Origin of the sequence: Marinobacter sp. AL4B (assembly GCF_019916045.1) — a bacterium.
GTDB lineage: Bacteria > Pseudomonadota > Gammaproteobacteria > Pseudomonadales > Oleiphilaceae > Marinobacter.
This window is the reverse complement of record NZ_JAILWZ010000013.1, coordinates 840,843-861,327: the sequence shown is the minus strand read 5'-3', so window position 1 is coordinate 861,327 and position 20,485 is coordinate 840,843. Positions and strand designations below refer to the sequence as shown.

Below are 20,485 nucleotides of genomic sequence, written 5' to 3'. Positions count from 1 at the left end.
CGGACAGGTTGTCGACATTCATGTGGAAGCAGTGGTTGGTTGGTCTGGCGGTCATCGTCATAGTGCTGGTGGGAGCAGGTGTATATCTGAACCAGCAACCGGTTTCGGAAGAGCAAAGTCAACAAGCCAAGCCGACGACAGTCAATGTAGGCCAGCCACATTTGCGCCAGATTAGCGATGAGATTTCTGCGGTCGCTAACCTGCGGCCGGTTGATTCTGTTGAATTGATGACGGAAGCCAGCGGTCGGGTGGTGGAGCTGAATCTAAAACCTGGCCAGCCGGTTCAACAAGGGGATGTTCTGCTTCGCTTGGACGACCGACAGGCCCGTGCCGATTTGGCGGTATTGAAGGCGCGGCTTTCCGATGCCCGGCGCCAGTACGACAGGTCTCGAAGTTTGCGGGCCAACAACAGTGTGTCCCAGTCCCAAGTTGATGAGCTGCAAACCTCGGTCGCTGTTGCGGTGGCTGAGCTGGAAGCCGCCAAAGTTCGTTTGGAAAACCACCGCATCGAAGCACCGTTTGCTGGCGTGATTGGGCTTTCAGACATTAGCCCCGGCGCCTTTTTGCAAGCCGGAACCAGCATTACCACGCTGGATTCCAGCGGCCAGCTTGAGTTGAACTTTTCAGTACCGGAGCGATTTGTTGGCCAGGTAAAGATTGGCCAGCCGGTCTCAGCGGTGTCGCCGGCCTTTCCCGACCAATTATTTGAAGGCCAGTTGGTGGAACTTGCCACCCGCATCAGTGAATTAAGCCGAACCTTGGCGGTGCGCGCAGTGATTGACAACTCCCATGGACAACTGCGGCCGGGGCAGTTTATGTCGGCCTCACTGACCCTGCAGCAACGAGAAGCACTGGTGGTCCCGGAACAGGCAGTGATGGTGCGTGGTGATGAGAAGTACGTGTTCCTGGCAGAGGACGGCCTTGCCCGCCGGGTGCTCGTCCGGATTGGCAATCGCATGCCGGGGTGGGTGGAAATCAAAGAAGGATTGAGTCTCGAAGACTCTGTTGTGGTCACCGGGCAAGACCGGCTGAGCTCAGGGAACCGCATTCGTGTGCTTGAGTCTGATCGTTCGATTCCCGAAAACCGGTTCGAATCGGTTCGGGAGTCCTGATTTATGGTGCTCTCCGACATTTCAATTAAGCGCCCGGTTTTTGCCACGGTTCTTAGCCTGTTAATTGTTGTTTTTGGTCTCTCGGCGCTGTTTGGTTTGCCGGTGCGGGAATACCCGGATATTGACCCGCCCGTAGTGTCGGTATCTACCGAATACACCGGCGCCGCGGCAGAGGTAGTGGATAGCCAAATCACGCAAGTGATTGAAGGCAGCATCAGCGGAATAGAAGGCATTCGATCGATTGAATCGTCCACCGAACAGGGCGAATCCCGTACCAACATCGAATTCAACACCTCCCGAGATATCGACATCGCCGCTAACGATGTGCGTGACGCCGTGTCTCGAATTCTGAACCGGCTACCGGACGAAGCCGATCCCCCCGTAGTCCGCAAGGCCGACTCCGACGCGCGACCCATGATGTGGGTAACTCTGACCAGTGACGTTTGGGACGCCGCCGAACTCAGTGATTTCGCTGACCGGGTATTGAGTGATCGCTTTTCGGTACTGGACGGTGTGGCCGATGTGCGTATCGGGGGCGAGCGCCGCTACGCCATCCGGGTGTGGCTGGATCGGGAAAAACTGGCGGCGCGAAATATTACTGTGGCGGAAGTCGAGCAGGCCCTTCGTGCCAATAACGTGGAACTCCCGGCTGGGTCGGTTGATTCAGCTACCCGCAATTTCACGGTACGAGCTGAAGGCCGATTATCCACAGTGGACGAGTTCCGTAATCTGGTGGTGCGCCGGGATGGCAACGATCTCTTGCGCTTGGGCGAGGTAGCCAACGTACACATGGGCGTGGAATCCGATGTTGGCCGGCTTCGGGCCAGCGGGCGTACGGCGATCGGTATGGGCATCATTCGTCAGTCAAAAGCGAATACCGTTGCTGTGTCCGACGCCGTGAAAAACGAGCTGGAATCAATACGTGAAACCTTGCCTCCCGAAGTGTCGATTGCCGAAAGCTATGACGAATCTATCTTTATCCGCGCCTCCATCAAAGAAGTGCTGATCACACTGGCGATCTCTGTGTCGCTGGTCATATTGGTAATTTTTCTGTTTCTGCGTTCTTGGCGCGCCACTCTTATACCGGCAGTGACCATACCGGTTGCGGTTATAGGATCCTTTATCGGTTTAGGCTTTTTAGGTTTTTCCATTAACGTGCTGACCCTGCTGGCGGTGATTCTGGCGATTGGCCTGGTGGTGGATGATGCCATCGTGATGTTGGAGAACATTCAGCGTCGTATTGATGAAGGGGAACCGCCATTGCTGGCGGCCTATCATGGTGCCAAGCAGGTTGCCTTTGCGGTGATTGCCACTACGTTGACCTTGGTGGCTGTTTTCGTGCCGATTTCGTTTATGGGCGGCAACATCGGGCGGCTGTTTGCGGAGTTCGGTTTTACACTGGCCGCAGCGGTGATTGTTTCCAGCCTAGTGGCTCTAACGCTAGCGCCCATGTTGTGTTCCAAATGGCTCAGACACAGCCCCGAAACGGAAGAAGGACATCGTTTGTGGGCGTTCAGTGAAAAAGTATTGAATGGCCTGACCCGTGGCTACGAGAAAGCATTGCGGTTTTCCTTGAGCCAATCCGGCTTATTGTTGGGGGTGGGCCTGGCTGGGCTGGTAATGGCTGCGGCGATCTACCCGAATCTTCCACAGGAGTTGGCACCGACGGAAGATCGCGGGGTGATCATCATGCCGGTGGGTGCGCCGCGGGGTTCCACCGTGGAGTTTACCGATCATTTTGTTCAACAAGCTGAACAAGAGTTGCTCGAATACCTGGATGACGATACGGCAGAGCGATTATTGTCGATCGTTGGCTTCCGTGACGAGGAAGACAGTGCCTTCATGATCATGGGGCTGGCTCCCTGGGATGAAAGAACTGTGAAGCAGCAAGCGGTAACCTCTGAAATACGAGAAAAGCTTGCAGACATTTCCGGCGTTCGTATCAATGTGATTAACCCGCCGGGCCTTGGTCAGCGCGGTTTCAGTCAGCCTGTGGAATTTGTGGTAGCAGGCTCGGATTACGCATCGGTACAAGCCTGGAGTGATGAGATCGTTGAGCGGGCTAAAGAAAACCCGAATCTGTTGAACGTAGACAGCGACTTTGAGCTGACTCGCCCGGAATTGCGGGTCAACATCGACCGGGATCGGGCGGCAGATCTCGACATTACGGTGGAAGACGTTGGCCTGACGCTGCAAACCATGCTGGCCTCTCGTCAAGTTACGACCTACATGGACCGCGGCCAGGAATACGATGTGATTGTTCAGGCTGATGATGCGCAACGCGCAACGCCGAACGACTTGGAGCAAATATTTATGCGGCCGAGGGCAGGGGGGCAGTTGATCCCGTTGAAAGCCTTAGTATCGGTGGATGAAATTGGTGCTAACCCGGATCTCAAGCGCATTGACCGGTTACCCGCGGTGGTGATCAGTGCGTCACTGGCCGATGGCTATGATCTGGGCACCGCGCTCGACTATCTGAACAATCTGGCTGTGGATAACTTGCCGCCGGAAGCGCGAGTGTCGTACCGAGGCTTGTCCCGGGAGTTCGAGGAATCGTCATCGGCCATCGTAGTCACCTTCGCCTTGGCGTTCGTGATTGTCTTTCTGGTATTGGCGGCACAATTTGAAAGCTGGATTCATCCGTTGATTATCATGTTGTCCGTGCCTTTGGCGGTCACGGGTGCTTTGCTGGCGTTGGCTTGGTCGGGCATCAGCCTGAACATATACAGCCAGATCGGCATCATCATGCTATTAGGGTTGATGGCCAAAAATGGAATACTCATCGTTGAATTTGCCAACCAGCTCCGGGACCAGGGGTACGAAGTCAGAGATGCCATTCTGGAAGGTGCCATTCTTCGTTTCCGGCCGGTGTTGATGACTACGATATCCACAGTCTTCGGTGCGGTGCCCTTAGTGATTGCCACCGGCGCCGGAGCGGAGAGCCGTGCTGCGATCGGTGTGGTGATTCTGGGTGGGCTGATTTTCGCGACCACGTTAACGCTGTTTATTATCCCGGTGTTGTATAACTTGCTGGCCCGATATGCAAAATCCGCCAATGCTGTGGAAAAAGAGCTGGAGCGGTTGTCCGGGGGGAAGGTTGAGGATTCCGGCCAGATATGAACGCCGTGATTTATCGCAGATGGCCTATTATGCCTTCCCGAATTTGTGGATAAATTGTTTGATAAGTTTGGGAAGAGTTTTGGATTACTTCCAATAAAGTTATATTTTTTAGATAGTTAAGTTAATTTTTCACAGGTTTTTCAGATCTTTTTTCTGTGGATAAAAACCTTAAGAACTTATAAAGAGCTGTATTCAAGTCTCTGAAAAAACGTAGATTTCGGTTTCTTCCCCAAAAATTAAACCTGACTTTATGTTGCGTTTCTTGTCAGTGGCGTTTGAGCGGTTTGTGATTACACGTAATCTGGTTAAAAATTGCACATTCTGACTGCAATCTCGTCGACGAAGCGGTATACTCCCGCACCTGATTTTATCCCCCGATTCCCGAGGTGTAGTGTGGATTTTCCGACCCGTTTCGATGTCATAGTCATTGGTGGTGGCCATGCCGGTACTGAAGCTGCTCTAGCGGCCGCGCGCATGGGCTCAGCAACCCTGTTGCTGACTCACAACATTGAAACCTTGGGGCAAATGTCCTGTAACCCCGCCATTGGTGGTATCGGTAAAAGCCATCTGGTGAAAGAGATCGACGCCTTGGGCGGCGCCATGGCTCGAGCCACCGACCAGTCTGGTATCCAGTTTAGAGTATTGAATGCTCGCAAGGGCCCGGCTGTTCGCGCAACACGCGCTCAGGCAGATCGGGTGCTGTATAAAGCGGCGATTCGCCACACCTTGGAGAATCAGCCGAATCTCACACTGTTTCAGCAAGCCGCCGATGATTTGATTGTGGAAAACGATCAGGTGGTGGGTGTGGTGACCCAGACCGGCATCCGTTTTAATGCAAAAACGGTGGTTCTCACCACCGGCACCTTCCTGGGCGGAGTTATCCACATTGGTATGCAGAACCATGCTGGCGGCCGCGCGGGCGATGCCCCAGCCAATGCCTTGGCCAAGCGCTTGCGGGAACTGCCTTTTAACGTTGGGCGCTTAAAAACCGGTACCCCGCCGCGTATTGATGCGCGCACGGTGGATTTCTCGGTCATGCAGGAGCAGTGGGGCGATACCCCGGCACCGGTTATGTCGTTCATTGGCAGCAGAGATGAGCACCCGGAGCAGGTTTGCTGCTACGTTACGCGGACTACTGAAGAAACCCACGACATTATCCGTAGCGGCTTCGACCGCTCTCCCATGTTCGCCGGCAACATCGAAGGTGTTGGGCCCCGTTACTGTCCGTCGATCGAAGACAAGGTCAATCGTTTCGCGGACAAAGATTCACACCAGATCTTTGTTGAGCCGGAAGGTTTGACCACCAACGAGCTTTATCCGAACGGCATTTCCACCAGCTTGCCATTCGATATTCAGCTTAAAGCCGTGCAATCCATTCCCGGCTTCGAAAACGCACACATCCTGCGCCCGGGTTATGCCATCGAGTACGATTACCTGAACCCGCAGGATCTGCGCCACACGCTGGAAACCAAGTTTATCCAGGGCCTGTACTTCGCCGGCCAGATCAACGGCACCACCGGTTACGAAGAAGCCGGTGCGCAAGGCTTGCTGGCGGGTATCAACGCCGCGCTGCGTGCGCAAGATAAAGAGGAGTGGTATCCGCGCCGGGACGAAGCGTATCTGGGCGTATTGGTTGACGATCTGATCACCATGGGCACCAGTGAGCCTTACCGTATGTTCACCAGCCGTGCCGAATACCGTTTGATTCTGCGCGAAGACAACGCAGACCTTCGTTTGACCGAAACCGGTCGTAAGCTGGGGCTGGTGGATGACGAGCGCTGGCAGAAGTTCTGTGAAAAGAGTGAAGCCATCATCGGCGAGCGTCGGCGCCTGGAAGAAACTCGTATTCACCCGAACACCGAAGCTGGGGAGCGCGCCAACGGATTCCTCAAGCAACCGATGACCCGTGACCAGTCTCTGGCCGAATTGCTGCGCCGCCCGGAAATTGTTTACCAGCACATTGCCGATATTGGCGGTGAGTGTGCGGAAGATCCGGTCGTGGCCGAGCAGGTGGAAATCGAAGTTAAATACGAAGGCTACATTTCCCGCCAGGCGGATGAGATCGAGCGCTTGCGTAAAAACGAGAACACCCGGCTGCCAGTGGATTTGGATTATGAGGTGATCGGCGGTTTATCCAATGAAATTAAGCAAAAACTGCAGGAAGTGCGCCCGGAAACGGTCGCTCAGGCTTCCCGTATCCAAGGGGTTACCCCCGCCGCCATTAGCCAGATTCTGGTTCACCTGAAAAAGCGGGACCTTCTCCGCAAGCAAAGCGCCTGATCCAAACCTATGACTTATCCACAATGGCAAAGCCAGCTCCGAGATGGGCTGGCGGAAATGCAGCTTTCCATCAACAATGGCCAGCAACAGCAGTTGCTGGCTTTTCTCGCTTTGCTGAACAAATGGAACAAGGCCTACAACCTGACCGCGGTTCGTGATGAACGGGTCATGGTGTCGCGTCAGTTACTGGACAGTTTGAGCATCATGCCTTGGATCACCACCGATCATTTGCTCGACGTCGGTGCCGGTGGTGGTATGCCCGGTATTCCTCTGGCTATAGCGTTTCCGGACAAGCGCTTTACGCTTTTGGACAGCAACGGCAAGAAAACCCGATTCCTGAACCAGTGCGTGCTGGAGTTGGGTTTAAATAATGTGGACGTTATCCACGGCCGCGCCGAAGATTGCCAACCCGAGCAGCCGTTTTGCCAGATCAGTAGCCGGGCGTTTACCGCGTTAGAGAATCTGGTGACCTGGTGTGAGCAACTTTTGTCGCAAGACGGCGAGTTTCTTGCTATGAAAGGTCAGTATCCGGATGATGAAGTAGCTGCCCTTCCAAGCCGTTGGCAGGTAGAATCCAACCATTCTCTGAAAGTGCCAGGTGCAGATGGTGAGCGACATCTGTTGATCATCACCCCGCACCCATCACCCCGGTAACCCGCAACAGCAGGAGGCAAAGCATGACGCGCGTGATTGCAGTGACCAATCAAAAAGGCGGTGTGGGTAAAACCACCACCTGCGTCAATCTTGCTGCGTCGCTGGTTGCCATCAAGCGCCGGGTATTGCTGGTCGACATGGATCCACAGGGCAACGCCACCATGGGTAGTGGTGTGGATAAAAATACCCTTGAGCTGTCAGGCTACGATTTGCTGACAAAGCGCGCAACGGCAGACGAAGTATTGGTAAAAACTGATCCGGCCGGTTTTGATTTGCTGCCGGGTAATGGTGACCTGACAGCCGCTGAAGTCGAGCTGATGAACGAAATTGGCCGTGAACACCGACTGCGTTTGGCCTTGAGTGAAGTGCGGGATAATTACGACTATATTCTTATTGATTGCCCACCGTCATTGAACTTGTTGACGGTGAACTCGCTGTCTGCTGCCGATTCCGTGTTAATTCCTATGCAGTGTGAATACTATGCCTTGGAAGGACTGGCGGCTTTGATGAACACCGTGGAGCAAATCAAGGAAACGGTGAACCCTCAGTTAGAGATGGAAGGCATCCTGCGCACCATGTACGATCCGCGCAATAGTTTGACACTCGATGTTTCCGGTCAGTTACGAGAGTATTTCGGCGATAAGGTCTATCGGGCGGTGATTCCCCGCAATGTGCGCTTGGCGGAAGCACCGAGCTACGGCATGCCGGCACTGAACTACGACAAAGCCTCTAAAGGCGCCATTGCCTACCTGGCTATGGCGGGTGAGATGGTCCGTAGGCACGGCACAAAAAAGACATCCAGCGCCGTTGCGGTGTAACATAGTTCGCCGTCAGGCAACCATGCATCCATTATTTCACTAGGAAGAATGACAACTACCATGGCGGCGAAGAAGCGAGGCTTGGGCGAACGTGGTTTAGGGGCTCTGTTGCAGGGTTCCAAAGTGAACCTCAATCAGAGCGACGAAACCACAACGCGCGACGGCGAGATGCAGGATATTCCTGTTGATCTCATTCAACGTGGGCGTTACCAGCCTCGTCGCGATATGGATCCTGCTGCACTGCAAGAATTGGCGGATTCCATTCGCCAACAGGGTGTGATGCAGCCTGTTGTTGTTCGCCCCATTGCCGATGGTCGCTATGAGCTGATTGCCGGTGAACGTCGTTGGCGTGCCACTCAGCTGGCCGAGCTCGACAGCATCCCCGCCATTATTCGTGAAGTGCCGGATGAAGCCGCCATTGCCATGGCGCTGATTGAAAACATCCAGCGTGAAAACCTCAACCCTATTGAAGAAGCCTTTGCCCTTCAGCGGTTGCAAGACGAGTTTGGCCTTACCCAGGCACAAGTGGCCGAGGCTGTGGGTAAGTCCCGCACAACCATAACCAACCTTTTGCGTTTAATCGGGCTAACCGAAGACGTACGTACCATGTTGGAGCACGGCGATCTGGAAATGGGCCATGGCCGAGCCATGCTGACACTTCCGCCCGAACAGCAAATGCAGGCGGCCCGGCAAGTCGTCGCCAAATCCCTCTCAGTTCGTCAAACGGAAGCACTGGTTCGCCGGCTACAGCAGGAAACCCCTGCCGAGAAAGACGCTGATAAAAAAGCACTGGATCCGAATATTCGTGCCTTGCAAGACGATCTGTCCGATCGTTTGGGTGCCCGGGTCTCTATTGCTCATGGCAAGCGCGGCAAGGGCAAGCTAGTGATTGAGTACACATCGCTGGATGAACTCGACGGGATTTTAGGCCATATTCGCTAACACGTATAAATTTAGCAAAATCATCCTAAAGGCCTAGTTTCGATAATAAACACCAGATGTGGTTGTGCATTAGGTTGCAGACCACAACTTGTGTGATACTGAAACGTTGAACGGCTCGAATTGATCAAAAAACACCCTGATTTTCCGTTCAACTCAGTTGAACACCTATCGGTTAACACATATAATTCCGCGCGCTTGGAATGACAGTAGGTGATATGACCCGTTACAGGAAAGCCATCACGTATGTGCCGCTGGCAAAGTGGCTCACCATTGAGATGGCCGCGCTGATCATTCTCAGTTTGTTTTGGTTAACAGAAAGTCGTTTGGCGAGTTATTCCGCGTTTACCGGCGGTCTTATTTTTGTCATACCAAACGCGTACTTTGCCCATCGAACCTTCCGGTATCAGGGCGCCCGCCAAATTGATGTGGCGGTGGGAAATATGTTCAGGGCTGAGAGCATCAAGCTCGCCCTTACCGCAATTTTTTTTGCGGCCGTTTTCACTTTAATGGAGCCAGTACATGTACCGGCTCTGTTATTCACTTTTGCTGTGATGGTTGTTTTGGGTACGGCATTGCGCTGGCTCATCCGGCCGCAACCACAGCGATGACTGGACGAGAGCAGTATGGCAGCTGATACCCCAGTAGAGTATATAAAACACCACCTAACCAACCTTACCTATGGCAAGCTTCCGGCTGGCTATGAGCGGGCTGATGGCAGTGTCGTGCAAGAGACCAGCTGGTCATTTGCAACCACCGCCCAGGAAGCTACCGACATGGGTTTCATGGCAATCCACGTGGATACCATGGGTTGGTCCCTCGCAATGGGCCTTCTATTTTTGGGTTTGTTCCGTTTTGCCGCTTCTCGGGTAACCGAAGGTGTGCCGAGCGGTCTGCAAAACCTGGTAGAGGTGAGTTTCGAGTTTATCCAAGGGCTTGTTCGTGACGTATTCCACGGCAAAAACCCTCTGATTGCGCCGTTGGCGTTAACGATTTTCGTCTGGATTTTCCTGATGAACGTCTTGAAGCTCATTCCTGTGGATTTCATCCCGTCTTTGGCGCACGCCATGGGGCTGGAATACTTCAAAATTGTACCGACCACCGATCCAAACGCCACCTTTGGCATGTCGTTTGGCGTGTTCCTGCTTATCTTGTACTACAGCTTCAAGGTAAAAGGTGTGAGTGGTTTCAGTAAGGAACTGGCCTTTAACCCGTTCAATCATTGGTCCATGATACCGGTTAACCTAATGCTCGAGATTTTGGCTTTGATCATCAAGCCAATCAGTCTGGCGCTGCGTTTGTTCGGTAACATGTACGCCGGTGAAGTTGTGTTTATCCTGATTGCCTTGTTGCCGTTGTGGGCTCAGTGGACGTTGAACGTACCTTGGGCTATTTTCCACATTCTGGTTATCCCGCTTCAGGCCTTTATTTTTACCGTGCTGACTGTGGTTTATCTCAGTGCAGCGCACGAAGATCACTGATTTACCCTTAAATACACAAACCCTTAACTATCTGAAAAAACTGAGGAGTTCTCAATGGAAATGGTATTTATCGCAGCTGCGTTGATCATCGGTCTGGGTGCTTTGGGCGCCGGTATCGGTTTCGGTCTGCTGGGCGGCAAACTGCTTGAATCTACTGCTCGTCAGCCAGAAATGGCTAACCAGCTGCAAACTAAAGCATTCATCATGGCGGGTCTGCTTGACGCCGTTCCCATGATCGGTGTTGGTATCGCGATGTACCTGATCTTCGTTGTTGCTGGTTAATAAGCCCGCGAATTGAGGGCGTTGGTGCAGGTCACCGCGCCCTATTTCCGGAAACCAGGACGCAACGAATAGCAAGAGGTATATTGCCGTGAATATAAACCTTACGTTGATAGGGCAATCAATTGCCTTCGCTATTTTCGTCTGGTTCTGCGTCAAGTTCGTATGGCCGCCGATCACGGCAGCCATGGAAGCGCGCCAGAAGAAAATTGCAGATGGCCTTTCCGCCGCAGATCGTGCATCACTGGACCTTGAGCTTGCTCAAGAGAAAGCTGCAAACGAACTGCGCACAGCGAAAGAAGAAGCTGCAGCCCTGATTGACCAAGCCAACAAGCGTGCCGCCCAGATCGTCGAAGCCTCCAAGGACGACGCTCGCAAAGAAGGCGAAAAGCTTATTGAACAGGCAAGGGCAGAAATTCAACAGGAGCGTGTTCAGGCTCGCGACGCACTGAGAAACGAAGTAGCAGCTTTGGCTGTTGCCGGTGCCGAGAAGATTCTGGAAACCTCTGTCGACGGCAAAGCTCACAGCGAGATGCTGGAAAAGCTGGCCGCAGAACTCTAATAGAGGGTCATCATGGCAGAACTAACTACGTTAGCCCGACCCTACGCGAAAGCCGTTTTTAAAGCCGCGCAGGACCAGAACGCCGTTGATCAGTGGGATCAGGCTCTGGCTTTCGCAGCTCAGGTTGCGGCTGACCAAGAGGTAGTGAAAATCCTGGCCAATCCTGGCTTGTCTGAGCAACGCAAGGCGGAACTCTTCGCAGACTGTTTTGAAGAGCCGCTGCCTGAAGCACTCAGAAACTTCCTGTTGATTCTTGCTGAAAACAAGCGTCTGGCCCTGTTGCCAGAAGTTTCTGCGTTATTCGCTCTGTATCGTGCAGATTTGGAGCAATCCGTTAAGCTGACAATCGATACCGCATTCGAGTTGTCGGGCGACGAGCAACAGAAACTGATTGACGCATTGTCCAGAAAGCTGGAGCGCAAGGTTGAGCTTGAGGCCGCAGTAGATCAGTCTCTGATCGGCGGCGTGGTAGTACGCACAGGCGACCTGGTTATCGACGCTTCAGTCCGTGGCAAGCTGGCTAGAATGGCCAAGGCTCTGGGCTCCTGATTTCAGCACAAGGTTTGAGGACAAAGGCATGCAGCAACTGAATCCATCCGAGATCAGTGACATCATCAAGAAGAGAATCGAGAAACTCGACATCTCTTCCGAAGCAAAGAACGAAGGTACGATTCTTTCCGTTTCTGACGGTATCGTACTGATTCACGGTCTGGCCGACGTTATGTACGGCGAGATGATTGAATTTGCCAACGGCACTTACGGTATGGCGCTGAACCTTGAGCGTGATTCTGTTGGTGCGGTTGTTCTGGGCGACTACGAAGATCTGGCCGAAGGTCAGAAAGTTCGTTGTACTGGTCGTATCCTGGAAGTACCAGTTGGTAACGAACTGCTGGGCCGTGTAGTAGACGGTCTGGGTAACCCGATCGACGGAAAGGGCGAGCTGGGTAACACTCAGACCGCTCCGGTAGAGAAGGTTGCACCGGGCGTAATCGCTCGTCAGTCTGTTGACGAGCCGGTTCAGACTGGTCTGAAAGCGATCGACACCATGGTTCCAATCGGCCGTGGCCAGCGTGAGCTGATCATCGGTGACCGTCAGATTGGTAAGACCGCTGTTGCGATCGACGCGATCATCAACCAGAAGAACACTGGTATCAAGTGTATCTACGTTGCGGTTGGTCAGAAGCAGTCATCCATCGCTGCGGTTGTGCGCAAGCTCGAAGAGCACGGCGCCATGGACCACACCATCATCGTTGCCGCTGGCGCCGCCGATCCTGCAGCGATGCAGTTCCTGGCTCCGTACTCCGGTACCTCTATGGGTGAATTCTTCCGTGACCGCGGTGAAGACGCTCTGATCGTATACGATGATCTGTCCAAGCAAGCTGTTGCTTACCGTCAGATTTCCCTGTTGCTACGCCGTCCGCCAGGACGTGAAGCATACCCGGGTGACGTTTTCTATCTTCACTCTCGTCTGTTGGAGCGTGCTTCTCGCATCAACGCTGAAGAAGTTGAAAAGCTGACTAACGGCGAAGTGAAAGGCCAGACCGGTTCTTTGACCGCTCTGCCGATCATCGAAACCCAGGCGGGTGACGTTTCTGCGTTCGTTCCGACCAACGTGATCTCCATCACCGACGGTCAGATCTTCTTGGAAACCAACCTGTTTAACTCCGGTATCCGTCCTGCTATGAACGCAGGTATTTCGGTATCGCGGGTAGGTGGTGCAGCTCAGACCAAGATCATGAAGAAGCTTGGCGGTAGCATCCGTCTGGCACTGGCTCAGTACCGCGAACTTGCGGCATTCGCCCAGTTTGCTTCTGATCTTGATGAAGCGACCCGTAAGCAGCTTGAGCATGGTCAGCGCGTAACCGAGCTGATGAAGCAGAACCAGTACAGCCCGATGACTGTGGCTGAAATGGGTACTGTGCTGTTCGCAGCGAACGAAGGCTTCCTTGACGATGTTGACGTAGACAAGGTTGTGAACTTTGAAGCACAACTTCTCGACTGGATGCGTGCCGAGCAGAAAGAACTGCTCGACCAAATCGGTCCTGAAGGTAAGTTCAACGACGACATCGCTGCCGGCCTGAAAGCTGCTCTGGAAAAATTCAAGACCACTCAGAGCTGGTAAATCCATTGGGCCCGCGGATAAGCGGGCCTGCTGGTCCCTTTGAGTGTCTAACTTGAAAAGGCAGTGACTTATGGCCGTCGGAAAAGAAATACGTAACCAGATCGGAAGCATCAAGAGCACGCAGAAGATCACTTCCGCCATGGAAATGGTGGCGGCGAGTAAGATGCGTAAAGCTCAGGAACGTATGCAGGCGACTCGCCCGTATGCGGAAAAGATGCGTCAGGTAATCGGACATATTGCCAAGTCCAATAAAGATTACCGTCATCCGTTCATGCAGGAGCGTGAGGTCAAACGGGTAGGCTACATTGTAGTTTCCTCAGACCGTGGCCTGTGTGGTGGTTTGAACACAAACGCGTTCAAACTGCTCGTGCGCGAAATGCGTGAATGGAAAGAAAAAGGTATTGAGACCGATATCTGTGCCATCGGCGCGAAAGCCGCTTCCTTTTTCCGCAGCTACGGCGGAAATGTGGTGGCAGCTCTAACCCACATGGGTGACAGCCCAAGTGCGGAACAGCTGATTGGCAGTGTTAAGGTGATGCTGACTGCGTTCGAGGAAGGCAAGATTGACCGCCTGTTCCTGATCAGCAACGAGTTCGTGAACACCATGACGCAAAGCCCGAAGTCAGAGCAGCTCTTGCCTCTGCCGGAAGGTTCAGATGACGACATCGGTCGCCAGTGGGATTACATCTACGAGCCGGACTCACGTCCGATTCTTGACGGGTTGATGCCACGTTATATCGAATCCCAGGTGTATCAGGGTGTGGTAGAAAATCTGGCCTGTGAACAGGCCGCCCGGATGATCGCTATGAAGAGCGCAACTGACAACGCTGGTGGCATCATTGATGAGCTCCAGTTGGCCTATAACAAGGCCCGTCAGGCAGCGATCACACAAGAGATTTCGGAGATCGTGAGCGGCGCAGCATCTGTTTGATCGCGCTCACTAACCTACTGGTTTTATTGACTACTAGATAACGAGGAACCGAGCATGAGTAGCGGACACATCGTTCAGATCATTGGCGCGGTTATCGACGTGGAATTCCCACGTGACTCCGTGCCAGGCGTTTACGACGCACTGCTGCTTGAAGGTGGCGAAACAACTCTGGAAGTCCAGCAGCAGCTGGGTGACGGCATTGTACGTACCATCGCCATGGGCAGCACCGAAGGCCTCAAGCGTGGCCTGAAAGCAGAAAATACCGGCAAGCCGATTTCTGTACCCGTTGGTACAAAAACACTGGGCCGGATTATGGATGTTCTGGGTCGTCCTATCGACGAGGCTGGCCCAATCGGTGAAGAAGAGCGTTGGGGCATTCACCGTAAAGCACCGGGTTATGCTGACCAGTCAGCCTCTGCCGACCTGCTGGAAACAGGCATCAAGGTTATCGACCTGATCTGCCCGTTCGCCAAGGGTGGTAAAGTTGGTCTGTTCGGTGGTGCCGGTGTTGGTAAGACCGTTAACATGATGGAACTGATCAACAACATCGCGAAAGAGCACTCCGGTCTCTCCGTATTCGCGGGTGTTGGTGAGCGGACTCGTGAAGGTAACGACTTCTACTACGAAATGAAGGACTCTAACGTTCTTGATAAAGTAGCGATGGTCTACGGCCAGATGAACGAGCCCCCAGGAAACCGTCTGCGTGTTGCACTGACCGGCCTGACTATGGCTGAGAAGTTCCGTGACGAAGGCCGTGACGTACTGTTGTTCGTAGACAACATCTACCGTTACACCTTGGCCGGTACTGAGGTATCTGCACTGTTGGGCCGTATGCCTTCAGCGGTAGGTTACCAGCCGACTCTGGCCCAGGAAATGGGTGAGCTTCAGGAGCGTATTACCTCCACTAAAGACGGTTCTATCACGTCTATCCAAGCGGTATACGTACCTGCGGATGACTTGACTGACCCATCCCCAGCCACCACCTTCTCGCACCTTGACGCGACTGTGGTACTGAGCCGTGACATCGCGTCCAAGGGTATCTACCCTGCGATCGACCCGCTTGACTCCACTTCCCGTCAGCTGGATCCGCTGGTGATTGGTGAGCAGCACTACAACGTTGCTCGTGGTGTTCAGAACGTTCTTCAGCGTTACAAAGAACTGAAAGACATCATCGCCATTTTGGGTATGGACGAGCTGTCAGAAGACGACAAGCTGATCGTATCCCGCGCACGTAAGATCGAGCGTTTCCTGTCTCAGCCTTTCCACGTTGCTGAAGTATTCACCGGTTCCCCCGGTAAGTACGTGTCTCTGAAAGAGACCATCGCCAGCTTCGAAGGAATTCTTAACGGCGACTACGATGACATGCCAGAGCAGGCGTTCTATATGTGCGGCGGCATCGAAGAAGCAATTGAGAAAGCTAAGGCAATGAAGGCGAAGGAAGGTAAGTAACACCTTTCTTCACTTTCAGACGCAAGAGGCGTAAGAAATGGCTATGACCGTACATTGTGACGTCGTAAGTGCCGAAGAGAAAATTTACTCTGGTCTGGTGGAGATGTTGATCGCCACCGGCACCGAGGGTGAGCTTGGTATTCAGTTTGGCCATGCTCCGCTATTGTCTGCGCTCAAGCCGGGCGCAGTGCGGATCATCAAGCAGGGTGGCGCTGAGGAAATTCTGTACGTATCCGGTGGATACATCGAAGTACAGCCGAACCTCGTGACTCTGATGGCTGACTCTGCAGTTCGTGCAAAAGATGTAGACGAAGCTGCAGCTCTGGAAGCCCAGAAGGAAGCTGAGAAGGCACTGTCAAACAAATCAGGTGAGTTTGAATACTCCCGGGCCGCAGCAGAGTTGGCAGAAGCCGCCGCTCAGCTGCGCACTATCCAGAAACTGCGCAAGAACCTGCGATAAGCAGTACTTGCGTCAGTGCCCGGACAGGCCTGACAGTGAACCGCATCCGCAGGTGGTGGGCGTTGGTGTTCCGAAAGGAAACCAGCGGCCCCTCATCGGGATGCGGTTTTTTACTATGAGATGACCAACGAATTTGGAGTTGATCGCCCCATGAGTCCGCTACACGTTGTTATTCTGGCCGCCGGTCAGGGTTCAAGGATGAAATCCGCACTGCCGAAGGTGTTACACCCGGTAGCCGGCAAAGCCATGCTGCACCATGTTGTTGAAACCGCAAAACAGCTGGGCGCAGAAAAAATACACACGGTGATCGGTCATGGTGCAGATCAGGTGCGGGCTTCCCTGCAGGACGACAGCGTAAACTGGGTGCTGCAAACCGAGCAATTGGGGACTGGGCACGCGGTTGCCCAAGCGTTGCCAGACTTACCAGACGACGCACGAGTGCTGGTGTTATACGGCGACGTACCGCTAACCCGCAAAGACACCTTGCAAGGCATGGTGGAAGAGCTCAACGACGAGCGCCTGGCATTACTCACGGTCGATCTGGACAACCCACAGGGTTACGGTCGGATAGTGCGTAGTGCGGAAGGTCTGGTGCAGGCCATCGTTGAGCAGAAAGACGCCTCCGCAGAACAGCAGGCGATCAAAGAAGTAAACACGGGCATTCTGGCCGTGTCTGCCAGGCACCTTAAGAGCTGGTTACCCACGCTCTCGAATAGCAACGCTCAGGGTGAATACTACCTGACGGACATCATTGCGATGTCGGTCGAGCACGGTTTGAGTGTAGCGGTATCCCAGCCACAGACAGCATTCGAAGTGCAGGGCGTGAATAACCGCCTGCAACTGGCGGAACTGGAGCGGTGGTATCAGCAGCAGCAAGCAGAACGATTGATGACCGAAGGCGCCACGCTGGCAGACCCCGCCCGCATTGATGTGCGCGGCGAGCTCACTATTGGCAACGACCTGTGGATTGACGTCAACGTGGTGTTTGAAGGCAAGGTTAGCCTTGGCAGCAACGTTAGCATTGGCCCTGGCTGTGTCATTAAAGATGCCACCATCGCCGATGGTGCCGAGATCAAAGCCCACAGTGTAATTGAAGGCGCGGTTGTTGGCGCAAATGCTCAAATCGGACCCTTTGCACGGTTGCGCCCCGGTACCGAGTTATCGGCCAATACCAAAGTAGGCAATTTCGTGGAAACTAAGAAAGCCATCGTCGGTGAGGGCAGTAAGATCAACCACCTCAGTTACGTAGGCGATGCCTCTCTTGGCCGTAATGTGAATGTGGGTGCAGGCACCATTACTTGCAACTATGATGGCGTTAACAAATTCCGCACCGAACTGGGTGACGGTGTTTTTGTGGGCTCTAATACTTCTTTGGTGGCGCCCGTGAAAGTCGACGAAGGCGCAACCATTGGCGCGGGCTCCACGATTACCCGCGATGTCGCCGAGCACGACTTGGCGGTCGCTCGGGGTAAGCAGCGGAATATTTCAGGCTGGGAACGGCCTAAAAAAGCGTAAAGACCGATTAACGAACAGGTGATAGCAGCATGTGTGGGATTGTAGGAGCGGTATCTGAACGGGATGTCCAGGGGATTCTGCTGGAGGGCCTGCGCCGACTTGAGTATCGTGGTTACGACTCCGCCGGTATGGCCGTTGTGGGTGCCGAGGCCCAGATACAGCGCGCCCGGGAAGTCGGTAAGGTCGCTGCACTGGCTGACGCGATTGAAGCCAACCCTGTTGCGGGCCACATGGGCATCGCCCACACCCGTTGGGCGACCCACGGTGAACCGTCACAGTTGAATGCCCACCCGCACATGTCCGGTGACCGTCTGGCCATCGTGCATAACGGCATCATCGAAAACTATCAGGAACTGCGCGACGAGCTCAAAGCCGAAGGCTACGAGTTCACCTCCCAGACCGATACCGAAGTGGTTGCGCACCTGATCAACAAGCATTACCAAGCCGACAACAACCTGTACAAAGCAGTTAAAACGGCGATGACCCGCCTTCGCGGCGCTTATGCTTTGGCGGTTGTCCACGCCGACGAGCCAGACCACATGGTGGTGTCTCGTGAAGGCAGCCCGCTGGTTATTGGTGTTGGCATTGGCGAAAACTTTATTGCTTCTGACCAATTGGCGCTGCTGCCGGTGACCGACCGTTTCATGTTCATGGAAGAAGGCGACATCGCCGACATCCGCAAAGACAAGATCGCTATCGAAGACCGCGACGGTAATGTGGTTGAACGTAAAATCACCCGTTTCGAGCATGCATCGGATTCGGCCGATAAAGGCGAATACCGCCACTACATGCTCAAAGAAATCTATGAGCAGCCGAAAGTGGTCAAAGCGACCATGACGGGTCGCATCACCGACAGCCGAGTTCTGGAACAGGCCCTAGGCACCGACGCCGCGAAACTGTTAGAGAACGTTCGCCACGTTCAGATCATTGCCTGTGGCACGTCTTACCACGCGGGTATGGTTGCCCGTTATTGGATCGAAGAACTGGCCGGTGTGCCGTGTTCGGTTGAGGTAGCCTCCGAGTTCCGCTATCGCAAGCACGTGATTCAGCAGGACACCCTGTTCCTGTGCATTTCGCAGTCGGGCGAAACGGCTGACACCCTTGCGGCGCTGCGTCAGGCTAAAAAAGCCGGCTTCCGTGCCGCACTGGCAATTTGTAACGTGCCGGGCAGCTCCCTGGTGCGGGAATCCGACCTAGTGATCATGACTCAGGCCGGCCCGGAAATTGGCGTGGCCTCCACCAAAGCCTTCACCACTCAGCTGGTGGCTTTGTTGTTGTTCTCGGTTGCCTTGGCCCGTCACAATGGCCTGAGCGAGGAGAAAGAAGCCGAAATCGTTGAAGCTTTGCACCTGGTGCCAGGTCAAGTCAGCGATGTGCTTGCGCTGGATGGTGAAATCGAGAGCATGTCCAAAGCCTTCATGGACAAGAACCACAGTTTGTTCCTGGGCCGCGGCTCACAGTATCCCGTGGCGATGGAAGGTGCGCTGAAACTGAAAGAAATCTCCTACATTCACGCAGAGGCCTACCCTGCCGGTGAATTGAAGCATGGGCCTTTGGCTCTGGTGGATAGTGAGATGCCGGTGGTGACGGTTGCCCCGAACAACGACTTGGTTGAGAAGCTCAAATCCAACCTCGAAGAAGTACGGGCCCGCGGTGGCGAGCTGTTCGTGTTTGCCGATAGAGAAGCCGGCGTGAAAGCCGAACCCGGTATTCACGTGATGCAGTTACCTTCGGTACACGAAATCACCGCACCAATCGTTTACACCGTGCCCCTGCAGCTGCTGTCTTACCATGTCGCGGTACTGAAAGGCACCGACGTAGATCAGCCTCGTAACCTGGCTAAGAGCGTGACGGTCGAATAACCAGCCCCGGCTATGACAACCAGTCCAGCCCCAAGACCAACCGGGGCTGGTTACTGGGTGCCGGAGAACGGTGAACCACACCACGACCTTCGTTACCCACCCAAGCTTCTCCTTTGAGCAGACACACCGCACCAGTGGGCATCACTTGAATGTCTCGGTCACTAACCTCTTGATCCGGCAATGGCCCCGGTTCATTTCTCCTGTTGATGATCCTTTCCGGCAACCATTCAGTGCCTCGGCCGCTATACGTAACCAATAAACGGGTCGGTACCCGGTCGGTATGAAAACGCGGACACATGGTGTTCGGTAACACATGCAAACGAACGCCAACGGCCGCGGGTTCAAACAGGCAGCGGTACATTTCGATAAGTTCTTGTACGTCGTCTAGCCAAGCGCTTGCCCCAGGCAGCTCAAGAGCCCATCCGGGCAAAATCTGGTCGAGCTGATCTTTCGCATCCAGGCCCAAGAAACGCTCAAATCGGCGAGCCTCCAGTGCAAACTGCGTGGCGAATTTGGTTACCTGTTTAGGCAGTGTTCGTTGCCAGATGGCTAAATTGACGTTTTCCTGAAATATCGCTGTCAGGCTCTCCGGTTTATCGCCGTGGACAGCCACCGGTATGACGGCTCCCTTTATCTCTCCGGACATAACAAGCATTCTCCTGTCGAGTGTTGCACTCTTTATTCATCGATCCGTTTCCATCGGTTACTCGAGACTATTTTTGGAGGTCAAGTGGCGTTATAGATGAATCGATAAATGTTATGTTATAACATAATATAAGATTTAGGAACCTCACGCTTAATCACGCCGGTGAAGAGTCGAAAACGTGAATGTCTGGGTTGATCCGTGCGAGATCATCACCATTATTGGTCCCAATGGAGTTGGCAAGCCGACATTCCGTCG

18 protein-coding genes are annotated in these 20,485 nt (G+C 53.9%); 17 read left to right on the top strand and 1 reads right to left on the bottom strand.

The window, feature by feature from the left end:
* Positions 1–20 precede the first annotated feature (20 nt).
* The 17 genes from K5L82_RS14300 (at position 21) to glmS (ending at position 19,584) form a co-directional block, all read left to right on the top strand.
* Positions 21–1,112 (top strand): efflux RND transporter periplasmic adaptor subunit, encoded by a 1,092-nt coding sequence (locus tag K5L82_RS14300; RefSeq protein WP_223134600.1) that lies wholly within the window; start codon positions 21–23, stop codon positions 1,110–1,112.
* A 3-nt stretch (positions 1,113–1,115) separates the two neighbouring features.
* Entirely contained in the window at positions 1,116–4,232 is a 3,117-nt protein-coding gene (locus K5L82_RS14295) for an efflux RND transporter permease subunit (RefSeq protein ID WP_223134599.1), read from the top strand.
* Between the two features lie 393 nt (positions 4,233–4,625).
* Positions 4,626–6,512, top strand: coding sequence for a tRNA uridine-5-carboxymethylaminomethyl(34) synthesis enzyme MnmG (gene mnmG / locus K5L82_RS14290; protein ID WP_133006970.1), 1,887 nt, complete (start codon positions 4,626–4,628; stop codon positions 6,510–6,512).
* Between the two features lie 9 nt (positions 6,513–6,521).
* On the top strand, positions 6,522–7,166 hold the full coding sequence (gene rsmG, locus K5L82_RS14285) for a 16S rRNA (guanine(527)-N(7))-methyltransferase RsmG (protein WP_223134598.1): 645 nt from the start codon (positions 6,522–6,524) through the stop codon (positions 7,164–7,166).
* A gap of 23 nt (positions 7,167–7,189) precedes the next feature.
* Positions 7,190–7,984, top strand: a complete 795-nt coding sequence (locus tag K5L82_RS14280) for a ParA family protein (protein ID WP_223134597.1) — start codon at positions 7,190–7,192, stop codon at positions 7,982–7,984.
* A 60-nt stretch (positions 7,985–8,044) separates the two neighbouring features.
* Entirely contained in the window at positions 8,045–8,926 is an 882-nt protein-coding gene (locus K5L82_RS14275) for a ParB/RepB/Spo0J family partition protein (RefSeq protein WP_133006973.1), read from the top strand.
* 275 nt (positions 8,927–9,201) lie between these two features.
* Complete coding sequence (locus K5L82_RS14270) at positions 9,202–9,534, top strand: ATP synthase subunit I (protein WP_262492664.1); 333 nt, start codon at positions 9,202–9,204, stop codon at positions 9,532–9,534.
* A 15-nt stretch (positions 9,535–9,549) separates the two neighbouring features.
* On the top strand, positions 9,550–10,404 hold the full coding sequence (gene atpB / locus K5L82_RS14265) for a F0F1 ATP synthase subunit A (protein ID WP_223134596.1): 855 nt from the start codon (positions 9,550–9,552) through the stop codon (positions 10,402–10,404).
* Positions 10,405–10,458: 54 nt separating this feature from the next.
* Positions 10,459–10,686 (top strand): F0F1 ATP synthase subunit C, encoded by a 228-nt coding sequence (gene atpE / locus K5L82_RS14260; protein ID WP_014423137.1) that lies wholly within the window; start codon positions 10,459–10,461, stop codon positions 10,684–10,686.
* Positions 10,687–10,774: 88 nt separating this feature from the next.
* Positions 10,775–11,245, top strand: a complete 471-nt coding sequence (locus tag K5L82_RS14255; RefSeq protein WP_114335134.1) for a F0F1 ATP synthase subunit B — start codon at positions 10,775–10,777, stop codon at positions 11,243–11,245.
* A 12-nt stretch (positions 11,246–11,257) separates the two neighbouring features.
* Positions 11,258–11,794 (top strand): F0F1 ATP synthase subunit delta, encoded by a 537-nt coding sequence (locus tag K5L82_RS14250; protein ID WP_133006976.1) that lies wholly within the window; start codon positions 11,258–11,260, stop codon positions 11,792–11,794.
* Positions 11,795–11,822: 28 nt separating this feature from the next.
* Positions 11,823–13,367 carry a F0F1 ATP synthase subunit alpha gene (gene atpA, locus K5L82_RS14245; RefSeq protein WP_133006977.1) on the top strand — a complete coding sequence of 515 codons (1,545 nt, stop codon included), beginning with the start codon at positions 11,823–11,825 and terminating at the stop codon, positions 13,365–13,367.
* A 70-nt stretch (positions 13,368–13,437) separates the two neighbouring features.
* The gene (gene atpG, locus K5L82_RS14240) at positions 13,438–14,298 is read left to right on the top strand and encodes a F0F1 ATP synthase subunit gamma (RefSeq protein WP_133006978.1); all 861 of its coding nucleotides are present in this window, start codon (positions 13,438–13,440) and stop codon (positions 14,296–14,298) included.
* Positions 14,299–14,352: 54 nt separating this feature from the next.
* Positions 14,353–15,747, top strand: coding sequence for a F0F1 ATP synthase subunit beta (gene atpD / locus K5L82_RS14235; protein WP_133006979.1), 1,395 nt, complete (start codon positions 14,353–14,355; stop codon positions 15,745–15,747).
* Between the two features lie 37 nt (positions 15,748–15,784).
* Positions 15,785–16,207: a F0F1 ATP synthase subunit epsilon gene (locus tag K5L82_RS14230; protein ID WP_133006980.1), complete on the top strand. Its 423-nt coding sequence runs from the start codon at positions 15,785–15,787 to the stop codon at positions 16,205–16,207.
* A gap of 150 nt (positions 16,208–16,357) precedes the next feature.
* Positions 16,358–17,722, top strand: a complete 1,365-nt coding sequence (gene glmU, locus K5L82_RS14225) for a bifunctional UDP-N-acetylglucosamine diphosphorylase/glucosamine-1-phosphate N-acetyltransferase GlmU (protein WP_133006981.1) — start codon at positions 16,358–16,360, stop codon at positions 17,720–17,722.
* Between the two features lie 29 nt (positions 17,723–17,751).
* Positions 17,752–19,584, top strand: a complete 1,833-nt coding sequence (gene glmS, locus K5L82_RS14220; protein WP_223134595.1) for a glutamine--fructose-6-phosphate transaminase (isomerizing) — start codon at positions 17,752–17,754, stop codon at positions 19,582–19,584.
* 10 nt (positions 19,585–19,594) lie between these two features.
* Here glmS and K5L82_RS14215 read toward each other — a convergent pair whose 3' ends face one another.
* Complete coding sequence (locus K5L82_RS14215) at positions 19,595–20,230, bottom strand: DUF1826 domain-containing protein (RefSeq protein WP_223134594.1); 636 nt, start codon at positions 20,228–20,230, stop codon at positions 19,595–19,597.
* Positions 20,231–20,485: the final 255 nt, after the last annotated feature.